The organism is Bradyrhizobium sp. 141 (assembly GCF_023074055.1).
Lineage (GTDB): Bacteria > Pseudomonadota > Alphaproteobacteria > Rhizobiales > Xanthobacteraceae > Bradyrhizobium.
The window spans coordinates 158,656-180,175 of record NZ_JADPKR010000080.1 but is presented as its reverse complement, the minus strand read 5'-3'; the positions used below and the strand labels follow the sequence as shown (position 1 = coordinate 180,175).

Below are 21,520 nucleotides of genomic sequence, written 5' to 3'. Positions count from 1 at the left end.
GACTTGGGCCGGGCACGGTGTTTAGTTAGCGGGCGAACGAATGGTTCGGCGGATGCGCGCACGGCTACAGAAATTCTTACCCTTGGTCCTGCTCGCCCTGGTGATGCAGGTGCTGGCGCCGATTGCCGCCTGCTGGGCTACCGGCCTGGCCGTTGCCGATCCACTGTCCGCCGCCGTCATCTGCCACAGTGCGAGCGATCAAGGCGGCCTGAGCGACCAGACCGGCGCGCCGATCGCGCATGCCGGTGCGTGCGCCCTGTGTTGCCTGGCCCAGGCCAACGCGTCGCTCGATTCGCCGGCGCACGCGGCGCTTCCGATCCCCTTCCGCCATGCCGAGCCCGTGGTGTGGCATCCGGCGGATGCGCTCGCCATCGCCGTTCACGAGGGCTCGAGCGCCCAGGCGCGCGCCCCGCCTCAACTTTCCTGACGTAGCAACAAACCGAACCGTTGGCGCGAGCCGTTGCCGTGCCGATGGCGTGCTCAATAGACCGGCCGACGTGCCGGATGTCAGGAATTCAAGTGATGTTACGCATTCGTGCGATCGGAAGCGCGGGTTTGCCCGTGCTTTTCGGGCTGGTGTCCCCGATCGGTTCAGACGCGCTCGCCCAGGCTGCCTCGGAAACGCTGCCCGCGGTGACGGTCGAGGCGCCACAGGCCACCCGTCCCAAACCAATCACCCGGCCATCGCGATCGCGCGCCGCTTCGGCGGCTCGCGTCGTGAGGCCGGTCGCGCGGAACGCGAGCGATGGCGCCCAGGGGCAAAACAACACGAGGAGCGCCGGCGAGTTGCGGGCTAGCCTCAATCAGTCGCCGGCCGGCCAGACCGCGACGACCATCGATCGCAGCCAGTTCGACAATCGCCCGTCGTTTTCGGTCAGCGACGTCTTGCGGGACAGTCCGGGCATTTCGATCAAGCAGGGCAACGGTCCTCGGGACTTCGGCATCTCGATTCGCGGATCCAACGCCCGGAACGGTTTCGCGATCCGCAATCTCGTGATCTTCGAGGACGGCTTCCCGGTGACGCAGCCGGACGGCCTGTCGCGCAGCGACCTGATCGATCCTCACGCCTATGGTGCGATCGACGTGATCCGCGGCCCCTCGTCGGCGCTCTATGGCAATTACGCAACCGGCGGCGCGCTCAATTTCCGGACACGGCCGGGCGGCACGATCGACGGCGTCGAATATGGCGTCGACGGTGGCAGTTACGGCTACCTCAACAATTACCTCGCTGCCGGCAAGAAGGTCGGGAATTTTGAGGGCTCGCTGTTCGCAAGCGAGACGCGGGGCGACGGCTATATCGGCAACAGCTGGTTCAATACCCAGACCGTCAATTTCCTCGGCACCCTCCAAGCGACGCCGGACGACCGCTTCACGGTCAAGATCATCAACAACGACCTCAGCGCGCGGCTGCCGATCCGGCAGTCGCTGAACCAGTTCTACACCAATCCCTTCCAGCAGGGGTGCACGACCGGTGCGACGGCGGCTGCCGGATGTCCCACCGTGTCTCTATTCAGGAACGGCTTCAACGCAAGAACGGGCGTCGCCGCCGACAGAGACCCGGAGACGGCGACGCAAGCAGGTCTCGGGCGAAACGATCGACGGACCATTGTCGGAGCACGATGGGAGCACGACTTCGATAACACGATGATTTGGCGGAACCAGTTCGTCTTCGACGACAGGAACATCAGCCAGCCTACCGGCGCGACCAGCGCGATCGGCGATTTCCCCTCGTACAACTACATGAGCGACATTACGAAGCGCGGCGAAATCTTCGGCATGGAGTCCACCACATTGGTCGGCGCCTGGTACAATACACTCGTGGCGTCGAGCGATACGCGTAACGTCATGCCGGGCGGAAACGCCACGTTGGGGCTGCCCTCGGCCAATACCTTCAGCGATACATCCAACTACGGGATACGTGCGAGGGAGGAACTGAAGCTCACTCCTGACTTGACCGCGATCGCCGGAATTGGGTGGGAAACCACCATCCTGAAGGGTGTCAATACCCTCTACAAATACAACACGTTCAACGTTCCGGTAGCTACGATACCTACGCCCACCACCGTCGATCGCAGGATTGAGAATACGGCTCCCGAGTTGGCGCTGCTCTACAGGCTCAATCAAGAATGGCAGTTTCGCGGACGGGTAGCGACCGGATACGGAACGCCGCAGGTGTCGAATCTGTTCGTTCTTCCAAACGGTGATTTCGGCAACAACACTCAGCTCCAGACGCAAACCAATGTCGGCTATGATCTCGGCTTTGATTGGACGCCAAGCAATGCGGTCAAGCTGAGTGCAACGGCATTCTACGAGTTCTTCCGGAATGAATTGGTCAGCCAAGCCGCCAGCAATCCCAGCGCGAGCAACGCGACCTATATGTTCAACGCGCCGCGATCGGAGCACCGAGGCTTCGAGCTTGCAGCCGACTGGAAATTCTATCCGGGCTGGCGGTTCATGGCGGCGTACACCTATCTCGACGAGGTCTATACCGAATATGTCGAGAACATCACCAATGGCGCCATCTTCAGCTTCAACCGTGCGGGCAACAAGATTCCCGGTATCTCGCCTCATGAACTGACAGCCCGCATTGGCTACGACGAGTTCGCCGGGCCGCTGGCAGGCCTCGGGGGCTTCGTCGAGGTCCAGTGGAAGGACTCCTTCTACATGGACAATGCGAATCTGCTGAAGGCGCCGGGCTATGAACTGGTCAATGTGAACGTCCACTACAAGACCGATCTGGTGTCCGACACTTTCAGGTCACTCAATCTGTTTCTCGAAGTCAGGAACGTATTCGATCGCACCTATGTTGCGTCGGCAAACAACATCGCAAATACGGTGACGGCGGCCGGCCTTCAAATTCCCGGGAGCACGCTCGCAAACACGACGGGATCGATCTATGCGGGCTCGCCGCGCCTGTTCGTTGCGGGTATGAAGGTGGCGTTCAAATGATCCGGGCTCTCGAAGGGAGTAGGGCCATGATCCGAACTGGCTTGCTTGGGATAGTCGCCTGCGTGTTCCTGCAAAGTGCGGCACAGGGACAGATGCACGGCAAGCACGCGTCCGAAGCGGCCTGTGAGGAGCCGACGCTGCGCTGTGCGACCAAGGCGACGCCCGCCTTCGGCCCGGACGGAACGTTGTGGCTGGTCTGGATGGCGGGAGGGCAGGTCTCGGTCGCAAGTTCGCAGGATGCGGGCCGCAGTTTTTCGGTGCCCACCCAGGTCACGACGACACGGCTGAACCTCGATTGGGGGCCGGATGCGCGGCCGAAGATCGTGGTCGATCGCAAGGGCGGCATCGCGCTCGCGTTCTCGACCTTCAGAGACGAGGCCTTCAACGGTCAGGTGCTCTACACGCGCTCGGCCGACGGGGGTAAGAGCTTTGCGAAGCTGAAGCCCATCACTGCAAACAATGAGAGCCAGCGGTTTGAAGCGCTGGCGCTTGATCAGGATGGAACGGTCTTTGCGGCGTGGATCGACAAGCGCAATCGTGTCCCTGCCAAGGAGGCAGGACGCAAGTACGAGGGAGCGGGGTTATTCTTTGCCTCGTCGCGGGATGGCGGTGCTACCTACACAGAGGCCGGTCTCGCGCGTGACAACACCTGCGAATGTTGCCGATTGGGGCTGACGTTTGCGGCGCCCGGGCGGCCGGCAGTGATCTTCAGAAATATCTTCGACGGCGGCGTGCGCGACCACGCCGTCATGACCTTCACCGACCTGTCGACACCGGGTGAAATCCGTCGGGTCAGCGACGACGACTGGCAGATCAATGCCTGCCCGCACCACGGGCCGAGCCTCACCGTTGCGCCGAACGGAACCTATCACGTTGCCTGGTACACGAACGGGAAGGCGCGGAAGGGATTGTTCTACGCCCACTCGCGCGACGAAGGACGGACCTTCTCCGCGCCCATGGCGCTGGGGCACCCAGGCCGCAACCCGACGCGCCCCTACGTGCTTGCGGGCGCGAAGGGAACGGTGATGGTCTGGAAGGAGTTCGATGGCGAGACGACTTCGGTCCAGATCGCGACCTCCCGCGACGATGGCGAGACCTGGTCGCCGCCGAAGGCGATATCGATCACGACCGACACCTCCGATCATCCCTTGCTCGTTTCCAACGGCGGGCAGATCTACCTGTCATGGATGACGAAGGCGGATGGCTATCGTCTTATAGCGATCGAGGACCAACCATGAGACGTCGACTTGCAGCTATTCTGGGTCTGGGTGTCCTGATCGCATCGGCGTCGGCGCTTGGGGCGCCGCCCAGCCTTAAACCGTTCGAACGCGGCACCTGGCAAAGCGTACTGAGGGGGCATACGGGGCGTCCGACGCTCGTGCACTTCTGGGGCGTGACCTGCGGGCCGTGCAAGGTCGAGTTGCCGTTGCTCGGGCGGTTTGCAAAGGACCATCCGGAGATCGACGTCGTCACGATCAGCGCCGATCTCGTGCCAAACCTGCCGGCCGCCACGCAATCGATGCTCGACAAGGCCGGGCTGTCGTCGACCGAGAACTTCGTCTTCAACGACGGCTTTGCCGAGCGCTTGCGGTTCGAGATCGACCCTGCCTGGCAGGGCGACATCCCCAGGACCATGCTCATCTCCCGGGAAGGGGCCATCACGACGATCGAAGGCTCCGCCGAAATTGCCGATCTCGAAAAATGGTCGGCGCAACAACTCTCCAAACACTGAAGTTCAGTCTGCAAAGGGATTACCGATATGAAGACAATGTTGAAAGGCGTGCTGCTCGCTGCGTTCGCTGTTGCGCTCTGCGCGGCACCGGCGGTCGCGGACGACGTCAAGGCCGGTGATCTCGTGATCTCGCAGGCGTGGAGCCGCGCGACGCCGGGCGGCGCGAAGGTCGCCGGCGGCTATCTGACCATCGAGAACAAGGGGACGGCGGCGGACAAGCTGGTCAGCGTGTCCGCCGATATCGCAGGCAAGGCCGAGATTCATGAGATGGCGATGGACAATGGCGTCATGAAGATGCGTCCGCTCGACAAGGGGGTCGCGATCGATCCCGGCAAGACGGTGAAGCTCGCGCCCGGTGGCAATCATTTGATGCTCCAGGAGCTGAAGGGCCCGTTCAAGCAGGGCGACAAGGTGCCTGTGACGCTGCAATTCGAGAAGGCCGGCAAAGTCACCGTCTCCCTCGATGTTCAGGGCGTCGGTGCGCAGGCGCCTGGCGATGCCGGGCATTCAGGTCATATGGACATGAAGAAGATGCCAGATCATTCGGGAATGAAGATGAAATGAGATTGATCTGGGCTCTCGGAGACCGAACATGAAGCGATCCTGCCTGTTCCTGATTGCCGCGCTCGCCGCCTCGCCGGCGGCGGCGCATGTCTCGCTCGAGACCAAGCAAGCCACAGTCGGTGCGTCGTACAAGGCTGTGTTCACCGTGCCGCACGGCTGCTCGGGCTCGCCGACGGTGAAGATCCGCGTTCAGATCCCGGAAGGGGTGATCGCAGTGAAGCCGATGCCAAAGGCGGGCTGGAATGTCGACGTTGTCGAGGGCAAATATGCCGGTGAATATGACTATCACGGCAACAAGCTCTCCTCCGGCGTCAAGGAGGTGGCGTGGTCCGGCGGCAAGCTGCCGGACAAGAACTATGACGAGTTCGTCCTTAGCACGTTCCTTACCGACAGCCTGAAGGCGAACACGACCCTGTACTTCCCCGTCGTCCAGGAATGCGAGACCGGCGTCAGCCGCTGGATCGAGATTCCCGCGGAGGGGGCAAAACATTCGCACGAGGGCAAGTCCGAGGGCAAGTCGCCGGCGCCGGGCGTGAAATTGTTGCCAAAGCCCTGATGCGCCTGCTCGCCGCGCTTGCGACGCTGCTCCTCGCTGCCGGCTTCGCGAGCGCCGCGTGGGCGCACGCCGCGCTGATCTCGGTCGAGCCGGCGAGCGGCAGCATGCTCAGGTCCGCGCCCAAAGCGGTGGAGCTGCGCTTCAACGAGACGGTGACGCCGGGCGCAATCCGGCTGATCGACGGTGCGGGCAGGGCGCGGAACGATACCCGTGTCAGTGCATCGGGCGAGACGATTTCGGTCGCGATGCCGGCGGATCTGCCTGAGGGGACCGCGGTCGTCAGCTATCGCGTGATCTCGCAGGACGGTCATTCCGTCACGGGATCGGTGACCTTCTCGATCGGCGTGCCGACGGCGACGAAACCTCCGGCCGCCGCGGACGACCGGTTGGGCGTGCTGATCTGGCTGGCGCGGGTCGGCCTTTATGTCGGACTGTTCGTCGGAATCGGCGGCGCGTTCTTCGCGCGCTGGGTTGCGTGGTCGATGACCGGGATGGCCGTTCCGCGCCTGGCGCTCGCCATCGGCCTTCCGAGCGCGGTGGTCTCCGTTGGCGCATTAGGCCTCGATCTCCTCGGGCTGCCTCCGACTGCTCTCGCGACGGCTGGTCCCTGGAAGGTGGCATTTGCGACCAGCGCAGGCCCTGCCTTGATGGTTGCCCTCGCAGCCATGCTGTTCGCATGGATGGCGCTGCGCAGCGCATGGTACGCGCGCGCTTTTGCGATGATCGCATTCATCGGTGTCGGACTGTCGCTCGCCATGACCGGGCACGCCGCAACGGCACCGCCGCAGGCGTTGACACGTCCGGCGGTCTTTCTCCATGGCCTCGGTGTTGCCTTCTGGATCGGTGCTCTCGCCCCGCTCGTCGCGCTGGTGTCGAAGCCGACGACTGCGACGATCGCCGTCGTGAGCCGATTTTCCCGCGTTGCCGTGCCGGCAGTCGGAGTTCTGGCATTGACCGGCCTTGGACTCGCGATCGTTCAGCTCGACAAGCCGGCTGCGCTGATCGAGACGCGTTATGGCCTCATCCTCGTGGTCAAGCTGATGTTGGTCGCAGTGTTGCTGGCGCTGGCCGCGTTCAACCGCTTCCGCCTGACCCCGGCACTTGCGGGAGCTCGCAAGGCCGCGGCCACCCTCAAGCGCTCGATCATGCTCGAAAGCATTGTCGCTCTTGCCATCCTGGCTGTGGTCGCCGGCTGGCGCTTCACGCCGCCGCCGCGGACAATGGTTCCCGAGACCCCTTTGGCGATCCACATCCACAGCGACAAAGCGATGTTCCAGGTCCTGGTCTCTCCGGGCAAGCCGGGGCTCGACGATTTCGTGCTCCAGCTCATGACCGGCGAGGGGACGCCGCTGGCGGCCAAGGAGGCGACGTTGACGCTGAGCCTGCCCGAGCGCGGCATCGAGCCGATGGAGTGGAAGGCCTCGCTAGGGCCGGATGGCTATTGGCATGTGCGCAAGGTGGAGCTTCCCTTTGCGGGCCGCTGGCATGTGCGCATCGACGCGCTGGTAACCGACTTCGAGCAAATCACGCTCGAAGATGAACTCGACGTCACGTTGCCATAACGCACAGCTCAAGCTGAACCTGAAGTCCGACGGAAAAATGACAGGAATTCCGTTGCCTTAGCGGCTTTTCCTCATTCCCGGTCTTGTGTTTTCGCTCTCAATCCGGTTTCACTGCAGGCGATCACTGATTCCCAGAGTATTGCCATGCGGTTGTCGCGGTTCTTTCTGCCCATCCTGAAGGAAAATCCGAAAGAGGCGGAGATCGTCTCGCATCGGCTGATGCTGCGTGCGGGCATGATCCGGCAGGAGGCGGCCGGCATCTATGCCTGGCTGCCGCTCGGCTTCCGCGTGCTGAAGAAGATCGAGCAGATCGTGCGCGAGGAGCAGGACCGCTCCGGTGCGCTGGAACTGTTGATGCCGACGCTCCAGCTTGCCGACCTCTGGCGCGAGAGCGGCCGCTACGACGCCTATGGTCCGGAGATGCTGCGCATCGCCGACCGTCACAAGCGCGAGCTGCTGTACGGGCCGACCAACGAGGAAATGATCACCGAGATCTTCCGCGCCTATGTGAAGTCCTACAAGAACCTGCCGCTGAATCTCTATCATATTCAATGGAAATTCCGCGACGAGCAGCGTCCGCGTTTCGGCGTGATGCGCGGCCGCGAGTTCCTGATGAAGGACGCCTATTCGTTCGACCTCAACGAGGCCGCCGCGCGCGTTGCCTACAACAAGATGTTCGTGGCTTACCTGCGCACCTTCGCGCGGATGGGGCTGAAGGCGATCCCGATGCGGGCCGAGACGGGCCCGATCGGCGGTGACCTCAGCCACGAGTTCATCGTGCTGGCCGAAACCGGGGAATCCGGCGTCTTCATCAATCGCGACGTGCTGGACCTGCCGGTGCCCGGCGAGGACGTCGATTATGAGAGCGACCTGACGCCGATCATCAAGCAATGGACATCGGTCTATGCTGCGACCGAGGATGTGCACGATGCCGCGCGCTTCGAGCAGGAAGTGCCCGCGGACAAGCGGGTGAACACACGCGGCATCGAGGTCGGCCAGATCTTCTATTTCGGCACCAAATATTCCGACGCAATGAAGGCCCTGGTCGCCGGCCCCGACGGCGTCGACGTGCCGATCCATGGCGGTTCCTACGGCGTCGGCGTCTCGCGCCTGCTCGGCGCCATCATCGAGGCCTGCCATGACGATGCCGGCATCAAATGGCCGGAGGCGGTGGCACCGTTCCGCGTGTCCATCCTCAACCTCAAGCAGGGCGATGCCGCCGTCGATGCGGCTTGCGAGAAGCTCTATGCCGAGCTCGCCGCCAAGGGCGTCGACGTGCTCTATGACGACACCGATCAGCGTGCCGGCGCCAAGTTTGCCGCCGCCGACCTCATCGGTATCCCCTGGCAGATCATGATCGGGCCGAAGGGGCTCGCCGACGGCAAGGTCGAGATCAAGCGGCGAAGTGACGGCTCCCGCGAGACCATGTCGCCTGCCGACGCGGTCGCAAGACTTGTGGGCTGATAAGGCTGGTCGGCTGAATATTGTTCATCGCGCGAGATCGCGGCCGCCAATCCGGCCACATTTGACCCCGAATCATGGGATTATCGATCGATGGATGAGACCATGACCGAAACCGTGCAGACCGCGCCTTTTGCGCCATTCGAGTGGATGCTGTCGGGGCGCTATTTGCGGGCGCGCCGCAAGGAGGGATTCATCTCGGTCATCGCCGGGTTCTCCTTTCTCGGCATCATGCTGGGCGTGGCGACGCTGATCATCGTCATGGCCGTCATGAACGGCTTCCGCAAAGAGCTGCTCGACAAGATCCTGGGGCTGAACGGCCACATCCTGGTCCAGCCGCTGGAATCGCCGCTGACGGACTGGAAGGACGTCGCCGACCGCCTCAGCCAGGTCCAGGGCATCCGGCTCGCCGCGCCCGTGGTCGACGGTCAGGCGCTGGCGTCATCGCCGTGGAACGCCTCTGGCGTGCTGGTGCGCGGCATCCGCTCCGACGACCTCAACAACCTCACCTCGATCGCCAAGAACATCAAGCAGGGTTCGCTGGAGGGCTTCGACGACGGGCAGGGTGTCGCGATCGGCCGGCGCCTCGCCGACCAGCTCTCGCTGCATGCCGGCGACAGCATCACGCTGGTGGCGCCGAAGGGCGCGGTCACGCCGATGGGCACGACGCCGCGCATCAAGCCGTACAAGATCGCCGCCGTGTTCGAGATCGGCATGTCCGAATACGATCTCGGCTTCGTGTTCATGCCGCTCGCCGAAGCGCAGGCCTATTTCAATCGCAGCAACGACGTCACCTCGATCGAGGTGTTCACCACCAACCCCGACAAGATCGACGCCTTCCGCAAGGCGGTGACGGAGGCCGCGGGCCGTCCGGTCTTCCTGGTCGATTGGCGGCAGCGCAACTCGACCTTCTTCAACGCGCTCCAGGTCGAGCGCAACGTGATGTTCCTGATCCTGACCATGATCGTGCTGGTCGCGGCGCTGAACATCGTGTCCGGCCTGATCATGCTGGTGAAGGACAAGGGCAGCGACATCGCGATCCTGCGCACGATGGGCGCCTCGCAAGGATCGATCATGCGGATCTTCCTGATCACGGGCGCCTCGATCGGCGTGGTCGGCACGCTGGTCGGCTTCTTCGTCGGCCTCGTGATCTGCCTCAACATCGAATCGATCAGGCAATTCCTGTCCTGGCTGACCAGCACAGAGCTGTTCTCGCCGGAGCTCTATTTCCTGTCGAAACTGCCCGCCGAGATCGACGTCGGCGAGACCACGGCCGTCGTCATCATGGCGCTGACGCTGTCGTTCCTGGCGACGTTGTATCCGTCGTGGCGCGCCGCGCGCCTCGATCCCGTCGAAGCGCTCCGGTACGAGTGAGGGGCTGATGGAGCAGCAGCAGGGGGCTGAAGATGTACCGGTCATTTATCTCCACGAGATAAAGCGGCAGTACTTGCAGGGCGAGGTGCCGCTGACGATCCTCGACGGCGCCAAGCTTGCGCTGTGGGCCGGCCAATCGGTCGCGCTGGTCGCGCCATCAGGCTCGGGCAAGTCGACGCTGCTGCACATCGCAGGGCTGTTGGAGGCACCCGATTCCGGCGAGGTCTATGTCTCGGGCGCGCCGACCTCGCAGCTGCCCGACATCGAGCGCACGCAGCTGCGCCGTACCGATATCGGCTTCGTCTACCAGTCGCACCGGCTGCTGCCGGAGTTCTCCGCGCTCGAGAACGTCATGATGCCGCAGATGATCCGCGGCCTCAAGAAGTCCGAGAGCGTCAAGCGCGCCAAGGAGATCCTTGGCTATCTCGGCCTCGGCGACCGCATCACCCATCGCCCCGCCGAGTTGTCGGGCGGCGAGCAGCAGCGCGTCGCAATCGCGCGTGCGGTTGCCAATGCGCCGCGCGTGCTGTTTGCGGACGAGCCGACCGGCAATCTCGATCCGCACACCGCCGATCACGTGTTCCAGGCGCTGATGCAGCTCGTCAAGGCAACCAAGGTCTCGATGCTGATTGCGACTCACAACATGGAGCTCGCCGGCCGCATGGACCGGCGCGTCTCGCTGTCGAACGGCCAGGTGGTCGAGCTCGAATAGAAACGCGAAAACAACCCCATGCACAGTAGCCAAGTGCCTGGTTGGACTGACGAAAAAAGTTGGCGACGTCGCTCCGTCGCCGCCCGAATGCTCAAGGCCTGATCACCGTCATTTTGAACGGTCCGCCGTTGGCGGCGGCATGAGCGATGGCTTCGTTGGCATGGTCGAGGTCGAAAGCCGTGGCCTCGTACTCGTCGAGCCGCAACAGCTCCGCGCGCACCAGCGCGATCAGGCGGCTCGCAGCATCCGGCGGGTACATCCAGACGCCGTGAATGCTGATGCAGTTGCGCATGATCCAGGGGTAGGGCAGCTCGAGCCCCGGACCGCCCGCCATGCCGACGCCGCCCATCAGCACGACTCGGCCATAGGGGCGCACCGTCATGACCGCCGCCCGCACGACGTTGGTGCCGACCGAAGGCGGCATGATGTCGAACACGCAGTCGACCGGGCCTGATGCGGCGCGCTTCATGCTTTCGCGGTCGTCGTCCTCATTGCCGGTGAGCTTCACCGGCTTCACGCGGGGGCCGAAGCGGCGGACGAGGTCGGCCAGGATCGTCTCGTTGCGGCCGGGCGCGACCACGCAGGCGGCGCCCGTCGCCAGCGCGACCGAGACGGCGGCGCTGCCGAAATTGCCGGTGGCCCCGCTCACCAGCACGGTTTCGCCTGGTCGCAGGTTCGCAGCGAGGAAGCCGCCGTAAGGCACCAGCATTGTCCCGAGGGCACACCAGTGCGTCGCTTGCTCCGACGTGATTGCGCCGAGGGGTTTGACGTTCTCGGTCGGCAGGCGCATCTGCTCGGCGAACGAGCCGTGGCGGAAATGCTTTTGCAGGCGCATGCCGCCGGCGCCGGCAGCGGTCAGTCCTTGCAGCGCGATGTCGGGCGCGATGGCGTCGTCGCGCGAACGCACCGTCGGATCGCAGAACACCCAGTCGCCGACAGCAAGCTTGGTTGCGTCCGGCCCGATCGCACGCACCCGGCCGATGCCGCCGGGGCCCGGGATGATCGGCAGGTCGAGTGCGTAATTGCGCGCCCCGCTAAAAACCTCGTTCATGTAGGACAGCACGCGCGTGGCGACGATATCGACGATGACCTCGCCGGTGCCAAGCACCGGTTCGGGGACATTCTCGATCACCAGCGGCGATCCAAAGGATTTGAGTACGGCAGCTTTCATGATGTTCACCTCAAAGTCGGGTGAAGCCCATATGCGCCGCCTTGGAGGAGCCAAGAAGGCCTGGTATTATCCTAGTATTCCAGAGGCCCTCCATCGCGGGAGCGACAGCAATGGCCGACCCACGCCGCGTCGAATTCGGCGATTTCCTTAGGTCCCGCCGCGAAAAGCTGTCGCCGAAGACCGTGGGCCTTCCGGCGGGCCACCGGCGGCGCACCGCGGGCTTGCGGCGTGAGGAGGTCGCGCAGCTCGCCGGCATCGGCGTCGACTGGTACATCCGCCTCGAGCAGGGCCGCACCGTCAGCCCGTCCGTCACCACCATCGACGCGCTGGCCCGCGCTCTTCGTCTCAGCAAGACCGAGCACGCGCACCTGAAGGCGCTGGCCCGCGACGGCGCAACAAGCGCGTTCACGCGCGAAATCGTGCCGCCGCCGATCCGGCGGATGATCGAGAGCCTGCCCCAGCCGGCCTACATCACCGGGCGGCGCTGGGACGTGCTGGCCTGGAATGCGGCGGCCGAGGAGATTTTCGGTTTCGGGCAGTTGCCGGAGCGGGATCGCAATACGCTGCTCTTGGTGCTGACGAACAAGCAAACGCGAAAGTTCTACGGCGCGAGCTGGACGGATGTGGCCAAGAGCATGGTTGCGATGTTTCGCGCCACCCACGACGTCTGGGCCGGCGATCCCGCCTTCACCGAGCTGCTGACGCGGCTGCGCCAGGGCAGTCCGGAATTCGTCAAATGGTGGGAAGCTCACGACATCCGCAACACCGCCTCGGGCCTCAAGACCATGAACCATCCGACCAGGGGCGTGCTGAATTTCGAGCACACGAGCTTTCAGGCCAACGACGATCCTGCGCTGAAGCTGGTGATTTACACGCCCGTGTGAGGTGTGGAGACTTGAAAGGTCAGCGCGTCTGCCGTCGAAAGGCAAGGTGAGGCGTTGCGGTCAGTCCGGATGCACCGCTTGAGCCGCATTGGACATGTCGAGGGCACCGAGCCGCGGATCAAGGACTTGACCGCAACCACTCCGAGAAAGCGCGGATGGTCCGCGCGCGAGGATGGCTCGGCTTGCTGACCACATGGAAGCCGTAGCCAGGCAAGCTCAACTTGAACACTTTCACGAGCGTCCCAGCTGCGAGGTCGTTTGCGACGAGCACATCACTGAAAACCCCCACTCCCTGTCCGGCGATCACCGCCTCGATGGCGTGCAGTTCCTCCCTGAAGCTCAAGTGCTGCATGTCCTTGAATTGGGGCACTTCGCGCCACCTGCGCTGGGCCGTGGCGAGCCATCTCTGCCATGTGGGTGGCTCGCGATCGGCAGGCGACCAATAGGAGTGGATCAGAACGTGGCTCGCAAGGTCGAGAGGTCTCTTCAGCCGCCCCGTTGCAAGGAGACGCGGGCTGCAGACCGGCCAGAATGTATCGGTGAAGAGATCATCGACGAGCCCGTCTGTCGGCCGGGCTCGGCTGGTCGCATAGCGAATGGCCACGTCGCCATCTCCGGCCTGCAGATCGAGCACAGTGTCAGTGCCGATGACTTCGAGCCGCACGTCGGGATGCAACTTCCGCCAGAGCGGCAGGCGGGGCACGAGCCAGCGGCTGGCGAAAGCGTTGGTCGTCGTCACCCGAAGAGGCTGTTGGTCGCCTTCCTGCCTGACGGCCATGATTGCAGCCGCAAACCCCTCGAGCCCGTCGCGAATGGCGGGAAAAAGCCGCGCTCCGGCATCGGTCAGGGAAAGAGGCCGTGGCCTGCGGCGGAACAGAGCGCGACCGCAATACTGCTCAAGCAGCCCGATCTGGTGGCTGATCGCCGTTGGCGTCACGCCGAGTTCTGCCGCGGCCTTCTTGAAGCTCAGGTGGCGGGCGGCAGCTTCAAAGGCGCGAAGCTCGATCAGGGGCGGCAGCTTGTGCATGGGGTCAGTCTAGGTGAAATCAATTCACCGTCACCTGAATTCTTCGGATTTGCGCCGAGACAGCCCACGATCGAGGATATCGCCAGTCAGGCTGAGGAGACCATGTCATGTCGTCGATCGCATCTGTCGCCAGCGCTGCCGCCGATCTTGGCGCCTCCTTCGGAGGCCAACTCCTCAAACCAGCGGACGAGGGCTACGAGGAGGCGCGAAAGGTTCACAATGGGCTGGTCGACAAACGGCCGGCATTGATTGCCAGATGCCGCAGCGTGGCCGACGTCGTTGATGCCGTGGCGCTTGCGACCAAGCTCGGCCTCGAGGTCGCGGTTCGCGGCGGCGGCCATAATGTGGCAGGGCGCGCAACCATCGACGGCGGGATCATGATCGACCTCTCGCCCATGAAGGGCATTCGGGTCGACCCTGTCGGCAAGACCGTATGGGCGCAGGGCGGGGTCACCTGGGGCGAGGTGAATCGCGAAACGCAACTTCACGGGCTTGCGGTCACCGGCGGCGTGGTCTCGACCACCGGGATCGCCGGCCTGACCCTCGGCGGAGGGCTGGGCTGGCTGATGGGCAAGTACGGCCTCGCGCTGGACAATTTGAGGGCGGTCGAACTCGTCACCGCCGACGGCAAGGTTTTGCGGGCCAGCAAGCAAGAGGAGCCCGATCTGTTCTGGGCCATCCGCGGAGGCGGCGGAAACTTCGGGATCGCCACCGGCCTCGAGTACGATCTTCATACGGTCGGGCCAATCATCACCGGCGGCCCGATCATCCACCCGATCGAGCGCTCCCGGGATGTGCTCGAATTCTTCAGGGCCAGTACGCGATCGCTCGCGGACGAGCACATGCTGTTTGCATCCCTGACCCACGCGCCCGACGGGTCCGGCACGGAGGTCGCCGCCCTGGTCACCAGCCATTGCGGTCCGGTGGCGGATGCCGAAGGCGCGATGCGGCCGCTGAAACAGTTCGGGACTCCGATCCTGGATGCGGTCGGACCGATACCCTATTGCGAGCTCAACCGAATGCTCGACGCCAACTATCCGAAAGGCGCCTTCAATTACTGGAAATCGAACTTCCTCGCGGAGCTGAGCGATGGTGCGATTGCGACGATGATCGAATGTTTTGCGCGTTGCCCGACGTCCATGGGGCAGTTCCTCCTCGAACACATCCATGGTGCGGCGGCCCGCGTCGATACAGCGGATACGGCATTTCCGCACCGGCAGGAGGGCTATAATTTCCTGATCCTTGCGCAATGGATGCAGCCCAGCGACACGAGCCGCAGCATCTCATGGGCACGCGAGACCTACGAAAGGATGCGGCCCTTCTTTGCCTCCGGTCGCTATGTCAATTATCTCGATGACGACGAGACAGGCGATCCGGTCGTTGCCGCCTATGGACCGAACTACCGGCGTCTGCAGCGGATCAAAGCGAAATACGACCCGGCAAACTTCTTCCGGATGAACCAGAACATCCGCCCCCTGGCTTGATGCTCAGATCAGGATTTCGTCGCTCTCATCGTGTTAAGATGTCGGTAGAAGATGACCATGGTGCGACCGGCTTGGTAGTTTGCCGGGCGTAGCGATTCCTGGGAGGACTCGAATGGCTATCGTGTGCCGGCCCGCTCGCATGGAGGACTTGAAGCAAGCCGACGAGATGGTGGTCGCCAGTATCAACGAACTCACCGAGCGGCGGGGCTTCGGAAGGATGGCGTCCTCTCGCCCGCAGAATTTCCAAGCCTTCTCGCTAGCGGACGATCCCGAGGGTCTTTGGGTAGCCGATGACGACGGAGAAGTTGTCGGTTTCGCGTGGAGCTGGGTCTGTGGGGAGCTTTGGTTTCTGGCGCAGCTGTTCGTGGCCCCTGATCGCCAGAGCGATGGCATTGGCAATCAACTCATCAGTAAAACGTTCGCCCAGGCAGAGATGCGCGGAGCATCCATCAAGGCGCTGATCACCTTCACATTCAACAACGTTTCTCAAGGATTATACATCCGCCACGGACTGTTCCCGCGGTTTCCGATCTACATGGTCAGCGTACCCCGTGACCGCCTGGCGTCACGGTTGACTGAGCCGCGGCTCCGTCTTGAATCTCTCGCGGCCGGGACCGCCGGGTTCGATGAGCTGGGACTGATCGATGTCGGCGCTCTCGGCGTTTCCAGGGCGAAGCATCATCGCTATCTCCTGCGCGAGGGCACGACGAGCGGGTTCACCATTCAATCGGACGGCGAGTGCGTTGGGTATGTCTATATTTCGGATGGACACATTGGCCCGCTTGCAGTCCGCCGGCCAGATCTCGTGGGCTCCGCGCTTGCTGCTACGTTGTCGTACGCGGCGAAGAGTGATTTTCCGACCATTTCGGCCTTCATACCCGGCGCGAGCGAGCCAGCGCTCAAGGCCGCGATCGACCACGGGATGCATCTGACATTCCCGATGCTGCTGATGTCGAATCGACCATTCGGAGATTGGGCCAGCTACCTCCCGCGCAATCCGGGTTTCATGTAGTTCAATCCAGGCCTGTGCTTGGACCCGAGTTCGAGTGGCGACACGGGCGAAATCGAACGTTCGAAGCCGATCAGACCAATTCGGCCCCTCTTATGGCGACGGCGCGGACGCGGGCGTTGTGCCGACGTTCGGCACCGTGGCGGGCCAAGGGCTGATCGGACTGAGCGTCGACAAGGCGCACGATGACTTGAGCTGGGTCCACGCCGACGCCAGGCCGGTCAAGTCAATGTCGAATCTCGTCGTGTCCGTCTTGTCGTCCGGCATCGTCGTGGTTTCGCGGACATGCAGGGCGCGGGACGCCAACATCGCCTTGACGGTGTCGGAGTCGATGCTGCCCCGCCAGAGCTCGTACTTGCCGGACCGCACTGGGGATCCTCCGGCCTCCTTGCCCATCTCCGCATCCGCCGTCATCAGGATCGTGCTTTTTCCGACGGCCGCCTCGTCGACCTCGCCCGCGAATGTCAGCGGCACACGCTTGCTGCTTTCGCAAGACAGCCGCCACTCCATCGTGCGGAACGAGGTGCCGTTCTCCTTCTTCATGACCGCGACCTTGCGGACGAACGGCCGCGCTTGCTTCTCCAGCTTCCACATCGTCTCGGCAAGCGGCCGCGTGTCGATTCCGAAACGATGGAGCTCGGGCCGCGTCAGCACGTGCAGGCTTTCGAACTTCACGGTGCGGATCAGAGCATCAAGCTCGCTGCTGATTCCCATCGCAGCAATGAAGGCGGCGCGGTCGCGGTCGGCGCTGGCGATCCGACGCTGCCTTAGCTCCGCGACCACCTCCGGAGGCGGACTCCCTCGAAAGCGGAGGATCAGCCTGGAGTTATGGACTGCCAGCGCGGCATCGGGGGCAACCTCGCGCGAGGTCGCTCCGAGAAACAGATAACCGCAGGCCGAGTTGCACATCGCGTGGTGGGTGGTGAGTTCGGCCTCGACCTCGCCGGTCGCGTTCTTGATCTTCAGGCACGCGGCGTCCACCTGCGTGCCCGCGGCGCACGCCGTCGCGATCGTTCGGCCAACCCGCGCGACCGCCTTGCGGCTGCGTAGCAGCCGGCCGATCACATAGGACTGCTCCACGTTTCCACCGGGCGAATGAAGGTAGATCGGCCGCTGCGTGTCCTTGACGCCGGCGAGGAAGCGGCGAACGCGCGACGCTGCGTCCTGATCGACCTCGCCCTCGATTGCGATCCAGCGGTCGCAACCCGGCCCGCACGCATCGGGAGCGCCCTTGGCCAGATAGATCGTCAGCTTGGATGCAAATCCGGGTTTCTCGGCTGGCGCTGCCGCGGCATGCAATGCGCCTGGAAACAACAGCGAGGCCAGGAGAAACAATATTCGGGAGAGCATGAAACGATCGACTACGTAAGATGAGGGACCGTGACTGACGCTATACGACGATTGGCGCGATCACAACTTGCGGTGGCATGACGGTTCACGTTTATTCGCCGTCGTCCGGGCTGCGGGCCTGCACCCCCCGCGGAATTGCCGGCGCGTCTGCGGCAAGATTCTCCGGTGCGCGCTCCGGTTTGCAAGCCGCCTTCACAAGCGCTATGTCCCGGTTTTCGTAGAGAGCCCTGACATGACGATCTCTGATGACGACGACCTCATGCGCCTGAAAGAGATCGGACGCATCGTCGCCAATGCGCTGGAGGCGATGGGGAAGGCGCTCGAGCCGGGCATGACCACCTCTGAACTCGACCTGATCGGGCGAAAGCTCCTGGAGGCCGCCGGGGCGCGTTCGGCCCCGGAGCTGGCCTACGAGTTTCCCGGGGCGACCTGCATCAGCGTGAACGAGGAGATCGCTCACGGCATCCCTGGCGAGCGGCGGATCGCGCGCGGCGACCTCGTGAACATCGACGTGTCAGCCGAGAAGAACGGCTTGTTTGCCGATACTGGCGCCTCGTTCGCCGTTCCGCCCGCAACCCGCGCTGTCGAACGTCTTTGCAGGGATGGCCGGCGCGCGATGTGGACGGGCCTCCAGCAGGTTGGAGCCGGCAAACCGATTGCCGGCATCGGTCAGGCCATCGGGACGTTTGCGCGCAAGAACGGCTACAGCCTGGTTCGCAATCTCGCCAGTCACGGTGTCGGCCTGTCACTCCACGAGGAGCCGACCGAGATCGCAACATGGCCCGACCGCTCCGAGCGCCGCATCATGAACGAAGGCCTGGTGTTCACCGTCGAGCCATTCCTGTCTCTTGGCGCCGAGTGGGCAGAGGATGGCGATGATCCGTGGACGCTCTACAGCAGCCCCGCGGCACCGACGGTCCAGTACGAGCACACCGTGATCGCGACGCGAAACGGGCCTTTGATCGTGACGCTGGCGGGTTAAGACCATCGAGGCCGGAGTCGGATCACGTCAGGCGGTCGATGATCTGAAGGAGCCGGTCGCAGGACGCCTCGATCCTCTTGAGCGGAGACGTTGCGACGCCCAGCAACAATCCTTGGCGCGCCGAAGCCTTCGACGCATACCAGAGCGACAGCGGCGTAGGCGCCAGTCCAAGCGGTGCTGCTTCCTTGGCGATGGCAAGATCGGATGCCCGCCCCGGCAATCGCAGCACCGCCGCCAATCCGTTAATCGCAACGTTTGCGGTGCGCGGGCGAAGGTATTTCAGCAATGCATCGCCTTGCGCGGCGTAGGCGCGCTTGGTGCGTCGCAGATGCCTGAGATAATGGCCCTCGCGCATGAAATCGGCCGTGGCGAGCTGCACCCCGGGCCCAGGCGCCGGCGCGAGGCACGCCGCCGTCTCGGCAAACCGCGACGCCAGAGCGGCCGGTGCAACGATAAAACCGAGCCGTAAGGCAGGAGTTACGGTCTTGCTGAAAGAGCCGATGTGAATGACGCGGCCGGCGCGATCGAGCGAGGCGAGCGCCGGCGTGGCCCGGCCCTTGAGTTGAAGTTCGCTGAGATAGTCATCCTCGATCACCCATGCCTTGTTTTGGGCCGCCCAATCGAGAAGGCGCGAGCGCCGCACCAATGACAGCGTGGATCCAAGCGGCGCCTGCTGCCCTGGCGTCACGACAACCAGCGCCGCGTCGGGTGCATGTTGCAGGCCGAAATCGACATCGATGCCATCAGCGTCAACCGCGATCGGCACGATCGACAATCCCGCAAGCCCGAGCCCGTGCCGGGTGAAGGGAAAGCCGGGATCCTCCATCCAGACCTTCTGCTTTTGCTCGATGCCGAGGACACGAAGCGTCAGGCCGAGGCCGCCGCTGAAGCCGCTGGTGATAACGATCTGGGACGGCGCGCACTCGATCCCGCGCGCCAGCGCAAGGTAAGCCGCGATCTCGCGTCGCAAGTCCGGCTCGCCGCGCGGGTCGGGGTAAATCGCAGGAGCGCTCATTTCGGCACGAACCGCCCGCGCCCGCATTCGCGCGAGCAGCGTCGCAGGAAAGGTCTCCTGTGCAGGCACGCCCATCTGGAAGATCGCCGGGCCCGCCGTGAGCTCCTGGTACATTTCCATGAATGAGCCGGGGGCCGGGGCCTTGTCCCGCCGCACGGGGAAGCGCGGCCGGTCGGCAACATGCGTGCCTGTCGCGCGGGCCGCGACGATCAGTTGGGCGGATGCGAGCTTTTCATAGGCTGAGCGCACGGTGCCGCGCGCGACGCCAAGCTGGGCCGCCAAGTCCTGCCATGAGGGCAGGCGCGCGCCCGGGGCGAGCACGCCGCTCTCAATGGCGGCCCTGATCCCTTTGTGGATCTGCTCTGTCAGCGGTGTCTTCGCAGACCGATCGAGCTCAAGCCGCAGCGGTTTGGTCATGGTCCTTGGTACATGATTTTCGTGCGTTCTTGGTCCTTTTTTATGGACCATGGCAGGGGCATCTGAGGCATGAAAGGGAGTGCTTTGCTCCCCTCGGTCATCAAGGAGAAAGCGGATGAGTGAACGCCTCAACTACAACCACATTGCACCGGCAGGCGCGAAGGCGCTGGGCGGCGTCTATGGCTACGTCATGCAGAGCGGGCTTCCCGCGACGCTGGTGACCCTCGTTTACCTGCGCGTCTCGCAGATCAACAACTGCGCCTATTGCCTCGACATGCACACCCGCGAGCTGCTCAAGAGCGGAGTGAGGGTCGACAAGCTCGCGCTGCTGCAGGCATGGGTGGAGGCCGGCGATCTCTTCGAGGAACGCGAGCGCGCGGCCCTCGCATGGGCCGAAACGGTGACCAGCGTCGCCGAAACCGGCGTGCCGGATGAGGCGTATCAGGCCGCGCGCGCGGTCTTCGGCGAGCGCGAGCTAGTCGATCTCACGATCGCCATCAGCCTGATGAATGCGTACAATCGCATGTCGATCAGCTTCCGAAATACGCCGCAGGCCGCGATTGAGAAGGCAGCCTGACGGATCGCGCGGCATCAGCCGAAACGCAAAGCAGGAGCTTGAAAATGACGAGCGTGATTTCCGGCGTCAAAATTCCCGACAGCCAACTGGCGCGCGAGGCCACTGAGCTGGTGCGCAGCTACGAAGACGAGATGCTGTTCAACCATTCCGTCCGCGTCTACGTGTTCGGCGCGATGAAGGGGCTGCGTCAGAAGCTGAAATTCGATTCCGAGCTGCTCTATGTCGCGGCGCTGTTTCACGATCTCGGCCTTGTCGATCACTACCACACGCAGACAAAGCGATTTGAGGTCGACGGAGCCGACGCTGCGCGTGAGTTTCTCCGGGCGCGCGGTATCGCCGAGCCGCAGGCCGATCTGGTCTGGGAAGCAATCGCACTGCACACCACGCCCGGCATTCCACAATATATGAGGCCGGAGATCGCGCTCACCAACGCAGGCGTTCTGGTGGACGTCGTCGGCGTTGGATATGACGACTACACACCGGAGCAGCGCGACCAGGTGATATCAGCGTTTCCGCGCGGCGACTTCAAGAACGAATTCCTCAAGGTGCAGACGTGTTCAGCCCTGAGGAAGCCGCAGACGACGTTCGGGACAGTCAATTTCGACTACATCGAAGATCACGATCCGAGCTTCCGCAAGCCGAACGCATGCACGCGCATCCGCAATACCCCTTGGCAAAGCTGAAGCCGAGCGAT

The 21,520-nt window shown here is 63.6% G+C and carries 20 protein-coding genes; 16 read left to right on the top strand and 4 right to left on the bottom strand.

What is annotated here, in order from left to right; translation table 11 throughout:
- The first annotated feature begins 52 nt into the window (after window positions 1–52).
- From IVA81_RS21675 to IVA81_RS21630, 10 genes are all read left to right on the top strand, one after another.
- Window positions 53–427 (top strand): DUF2946 domain-containing protein, encoded by a 375-nt coding sequence (locus IVA81_RS21675; RefSeq protein ID WP_247321691.1) that lies wholly within the window; start codon window positions 53–55, stop codon window positions 425–427.
- A 95-nt stretch (window positions 428–522) separates the two neighbouring features.
- Window positions 523–2,949 (top strand): TonB-dependent receptor, encoded by a 2,427-nt coding sequence (locus IVA81_RS21670; RefSeq protein WP_247321682.1) that lies wholly within the window; start codon window positions 523–525, stop codon window positions 2,947–2,949.
- A 26-nt stretch (window positions 2,950–2,975) separates the two neighbouring features.
- Window positions 2,976–4,187: a sialidase family protein gene (locus IVA81_RS21665; protein WP_247321680.1), complete on the top strand. Its 1,212-nt coding sequence runs from the start codon at window positions 2,976–2,978 to the stop codon at window positions 4,185–4,187.
- The gene (locus tag IVA81_RS21660) at window positions 4,184–4,681 is read left to right on the top strand and encodes a TlpA disulfide reductase family protein (protein WP_247321851.1); all 498 of its coding nucleotides are present in this window, start codon (window positions 4,184–4,186) and stop codon (window positions 4,679–4,681) included. The genes IVA81_RS21665 and IVA81_RS21660 overlap by 4 nt, the downstream gene beginning before the upstream one ends.
- A 27-nt stretch (window positions 4,682–4,708) precedes the next feature.
- Window positions 4,709–5,245 carry a copper chaperone PCu(A)C gene (locus IVA81_RS21655; RefSeq protein ID WP_247321678.1) on the top strand — a complete coding sequence of 179 codons (537 nt, stop codon included), beginning with the start codon at window positions 4,709–4,711 and terminating at the stop codon, window positions 5,243–5,245.
- Window positions 5,246–5,273: 28 nt separating this feature from the next.
- Window positions 5,274–5,801 carry a YcnI family protein gene (locus tag IVA81_RS21650; protein WP_247321676.1) on the top strand — a complete coding sequence of 176 codons (528 nt, stop codon included), beginning with the start codon at window positions 5,274–5,276 and terminating at the stop codon, window positions 5,799–5,801.
- Window positions 5,801–7,363: a CopD family protein gene (locus IVA81_RS21645; protein WP_247321674.1), complete on the top strand. Its 1,563-nt coding sequence runs from the start codon at window positions 5,801–5,803 to the stop codon at window positions 7,361–7,363. Before IVA81_RS21650 ends, IVA81_RS21645 begins: the two co-directional genes overlap by 1 nt.
- 144 nt (window positions 7,364–7,507) lie before the next feature.
- On the top strand, window positions 7,508–8,827 hold the full coding sequence (proS, locus tag IVA81_RS21640; protein WP_247321672.1) for a proline--tRNA ligase: 1,320 nt from the start codon (window positions 7,508–7,510) through the stop codon (window positions 8,825–8,827).
- A gap of 90 nt (window positions 8,828–8,917) precedes the next feature.
- Entirely contained in the window at window positions 8,918–10,198 is a 1,281-nt protein-coding gene (locus tag IVA81_RS21635) for a lipoprotein-releasing ABC transporter permease subunit (protein WP_247321670.1), read from the top strand.
- A 7-nt stretch (window positions 10,199–10,205) separates the two neighbouring features.
- Window positions 10,206–10,910: an ABC transporter ATP-binding protein gene (locus IVA81_RS21630; protein ID WP_018320184.1), complete on the top strand. Its 705-nt coding sequence runs from the start codon at window positions 10,206–10,208 to the stop codon at window positions 10,908–10,910.
- Between the two features lie 91 nt (window positions 10,911–11,001).
- On the opposite strand, the gene IVA81_RS21625 is transcribed toward IVA81_RS21630, so the two are convergent.
- The gene (locus IVA81_RS21625) at window positions 11,002–12,081 is read right to left on the bottom strand and encodes a zinc-binding alcohol dehydrogenase family protein (RefSeq protein ID WP_247321668.1); all 1,080 of its coding nucleotides are present in this window, start codon (window positions 12,079–12,081) and stop codon (window positions 11,002–11,004) included.
- 110 nt (window positions 12,082–12,191) lie between these two features.
- Here IVA81_RS21625 and IVA81_RS21620 point away from each other — a divergent pair, with 110 nt between their 5' ends.
- On the top strand, window positions 12,192–12,965 hold the full coding sequence (locus IVA81_RS21620) for a helix-turn-helix transcriptional regulator (RefSeq protein WP_247321666.1): 774 nt from the start codon (window positions 12,192–12,194) through the stop codon (window positions 12,963–12,965).
- Between the two features lie 118 nt (window positions 12,966–13,083).
- On the opposite strand, the gene IVA81_RS21615 is transcribed toward IVA81_RS21620, so the two are convergent.
- Window positions 13,084–13,992: a LysR substrate-binding domain-containing protein gene (locus tag IVA81_RS21615; protein ID WP_247321664.1), complete on the bottom strand. Its 909-nt coding sequence runs from the start codon at window positions 13,990–13,992 to the stop codon at window positions 13,084–13,086.
- Window positions 13,993–14,099: 107 nt separating this feature from the next.
- Here IVA81_RS21615 and IVA81_RS21610 point away from each other — a divergent pair, with 107 nt between their 5' ends.
- Both IVA81_RS21610 and IVA81_RS21605 read left to right on the top strand, forming a co-directional pair.
- A complete protein-coding gene (locus tag IVA81_RS21610; protein WP_247321661.1) occupies window positions 14,100–15,476 on the top strand; it encodes an FAD-binding oxidoreductase in 1,377 nt (458 codons plus the stop codon).
- Window positions 15,477–15,588: 112 nt separating this feature from the next.
- A complete protein-coding gene (locus IVA81_RS21605) occupies window positions 15,589–16,488 on the top strand; it encodes a GNAT family N-acetyltransferase (protein WP_247321659.1) in 900 nt (299 codons plus the stop codon).
- A 90-nt stretch (window positions 16,489–16,578) separates the two neighbouring features.
- Here the strand turns inward: IVA81_RS21605 and IVA81_RS21600 are convergent, their stop codons facing one another.
- Window positions 16,579–17,835, bottom strand: coding sequence for a hypothetical protein (locus IVA81_RS21600; RefSeq protein WP_247321657.1), 1,257 nt, complete (start codon window positions 17,833–17,835; stop codon window positions 16,579–16,581).
- Between the two features lie 232 nt (window positions 17,836–18,067).
- Between IVA81_RS21600 and map the strand changes: the two genes are divergently transcribed.
- Window positions 18,068–18,817, top strand: coding sequence for a type I methionyl aminopeptidase (gene map / locus IVA81_RS21595; protein WP_247321655.1), 750 nt, complete (start codon window positions 18,068–18,070; stop codon window positions 18,815–18,817).
- 22 nt (window positions 18,818–18,839) lie between these two features.
- Here map and IVA81_RS21590 read toward each other — a convergent pair whose 3' ends face one another.
- Entirely contained in the window at window positions 18,840–20,249 is a 1,410-nt protein-coding gene (locus IVA81_RS21590) for a PLP-dependent aminotransferase family protein (protein WP_247321850.1), read from the bottom strand.
- A gap of 115 nt (window positions 20,250–20,364) precedes the next feature.
- Between IVA81_RS21590 and IVA81_RS21585 the strand changes: the two genes are divergently transcribed.
- Complete coding sequence (locus IVA81_RS21585) at window positions 20,365–20,826, top strand: carboxymuconolactone decarboxylase family protein (RefSeq protein ID WP_247321653.1); 462 nt, start codon at window positions 20,365–20,367, stop codon at window positions 20,824–20,826.
- Window positions 20,827–20,870: 44 nt separating this feature from the next.
- Window positions 20,871–21,509 (top strand): HD domain-containing protein, encoded by a 639-nt coding sequence (locus tag IVA81_RS21580; protein ID WP_247321652.1) that lies wholly within the window; start codon window positions 20,871–20,873, stop codon window positions 21,507–21,509.
- The last annotated feature ends 11 nt before the right edge of the window (window positions 21,510–21,520 follow it).

Coding starts and splice junctions, on each gene's coding strand:
- IVA81_RS21675 (WP_247321691.1), top strand. CDS start 53: ATGCGCGCACGGCTACAGAAATTCTTACCCTTGGTCCTGCTCGCCCTG.
- IVA81_RS21670 (WP_247321682.1), top strand. CDS start 523: ATGTTACGCATTCGTGCGATCGGAAGCGCGGGTTTGCCCGTGCTTTTC.
- IVA81_RS21665 (WP_247321680.1), top strand. CDS start 2,976: ATGATCCGAACTGGCTTGCTTGGGATAGTCGCCTGCGTGTTCCTGCAA.
- IVA81_RS21660 (WP_247321851.1), top strand. CDS start 4,184: ATGAGACGTCGACTTGCAGCTATTCTGGGTCTGGGTGTCCTGATCGCA.
- IVA81_RS21655 (WP_247321678.1), top strand. CDS start 4,709: ATGAAGACAATGTTGAAAGGCGTGCTGCTCGCTGCGTTCGCTGTTGCG.
- IVA81_RS21650 (WP_247321676.1), top strand. CDS start 5,274: ATGAAGCGATCCTGCCTGTTCCTGATTGCCGCGCTCGCCGCCTCGCCG.
- IVA81_RS21645 (WP_247321674.1), top strand. CDS start 5,801: ATGCGCCTGCTCGCCGCGCTTGCGACGCTGCTCCTCGCTGCCGGCTTC.
- proS (WP_247321672.1), top strand. CDS start 7,508: ATGCGGTTGTCGCGGTTCTTTCTGCCCATCCTGAAGGAAAATCCGAAA.
- IVA81_RS21635 (WP_247321670.1), top strand. CDS start 8,918: ATGGATGAGACCATGACCGAAACCGTGCAGACCGCGCCTTTTGCGCCA.
- IVA81_RS21630 (WP_018320184.1), top strand. CDS start 10,206: ATGGAGCAGCAGCAGGGGGCTGAAGATGTACCGGTCATTTATCTCCAC.
- IVA81_RS21625 (WP_247321668.1), bottom strand. CDS start 12,081: ATGAAAGCTGCCGTACTCAAATCCTTTGGATCGCCGCTGGTGATCGAG.
- IVA81_RS21620 (WP_247321666.1), top strand. CDS start 12,192: ATGGCCGACCCACGCCGCGTCGAATTCGGCGATTTCCTTAGGTCCCGC.
- IVA81_RS21615 (WP_247321664.1), bottom strand. CDS start 13,992: ATGCACAAGCTGCCGCCCCTGATCGAGCTTCGCGCCTTTGAAGCTGCC.
- IVA81_RS21610 (WP_247321661.1), top strand. CDS start 14,100: ATGTCGTCGATCGCATCTGTCGCCAGCGCTGCCGCCGATCTTGGCGCC.
- IVA81_RS21605 (WP_247321659.1), top strand. CDS start 15,589: ATGGCTATCGTGTGCCGGCCCGCTCGCATGGAGGACTTGAAGCAAGCC.
- IVA81_RS21600 (WP_247321657.1), bottom strand. CDS start 17,835: ATGCTCTCCCGAATATTGTTTCTCCTGGCCTCGCTGTTGTTTCCAGGC.
- map (WP_247321655.1), top strand. CDS start 18,068: ATGACGATCTCTGATGACGACGACCTCATGCGCCTGAAAGAGATCGGA.
- IVA81_RS21590 (WP_247321850.1), bottom strand. CDS start 20,249: ATGACCAAACCGCTGCGGCTTGAGCTCGATCGGTCTGCGAAGACACCG.
- IVA81_RS21585 (WP_247321653.1), top strand. CDS start 20,365: ATGAGTGAACGCCTCAACTACAACCACATTGCACCGGCAGGCGCGAAG.
- IVA81_RS21580 (WP_247321652.1), top strand. CDS start 20,871: ATGACGAGCGTGATTTCCGGCGTCAAAATTCCCGACAGCCAACTGGCG.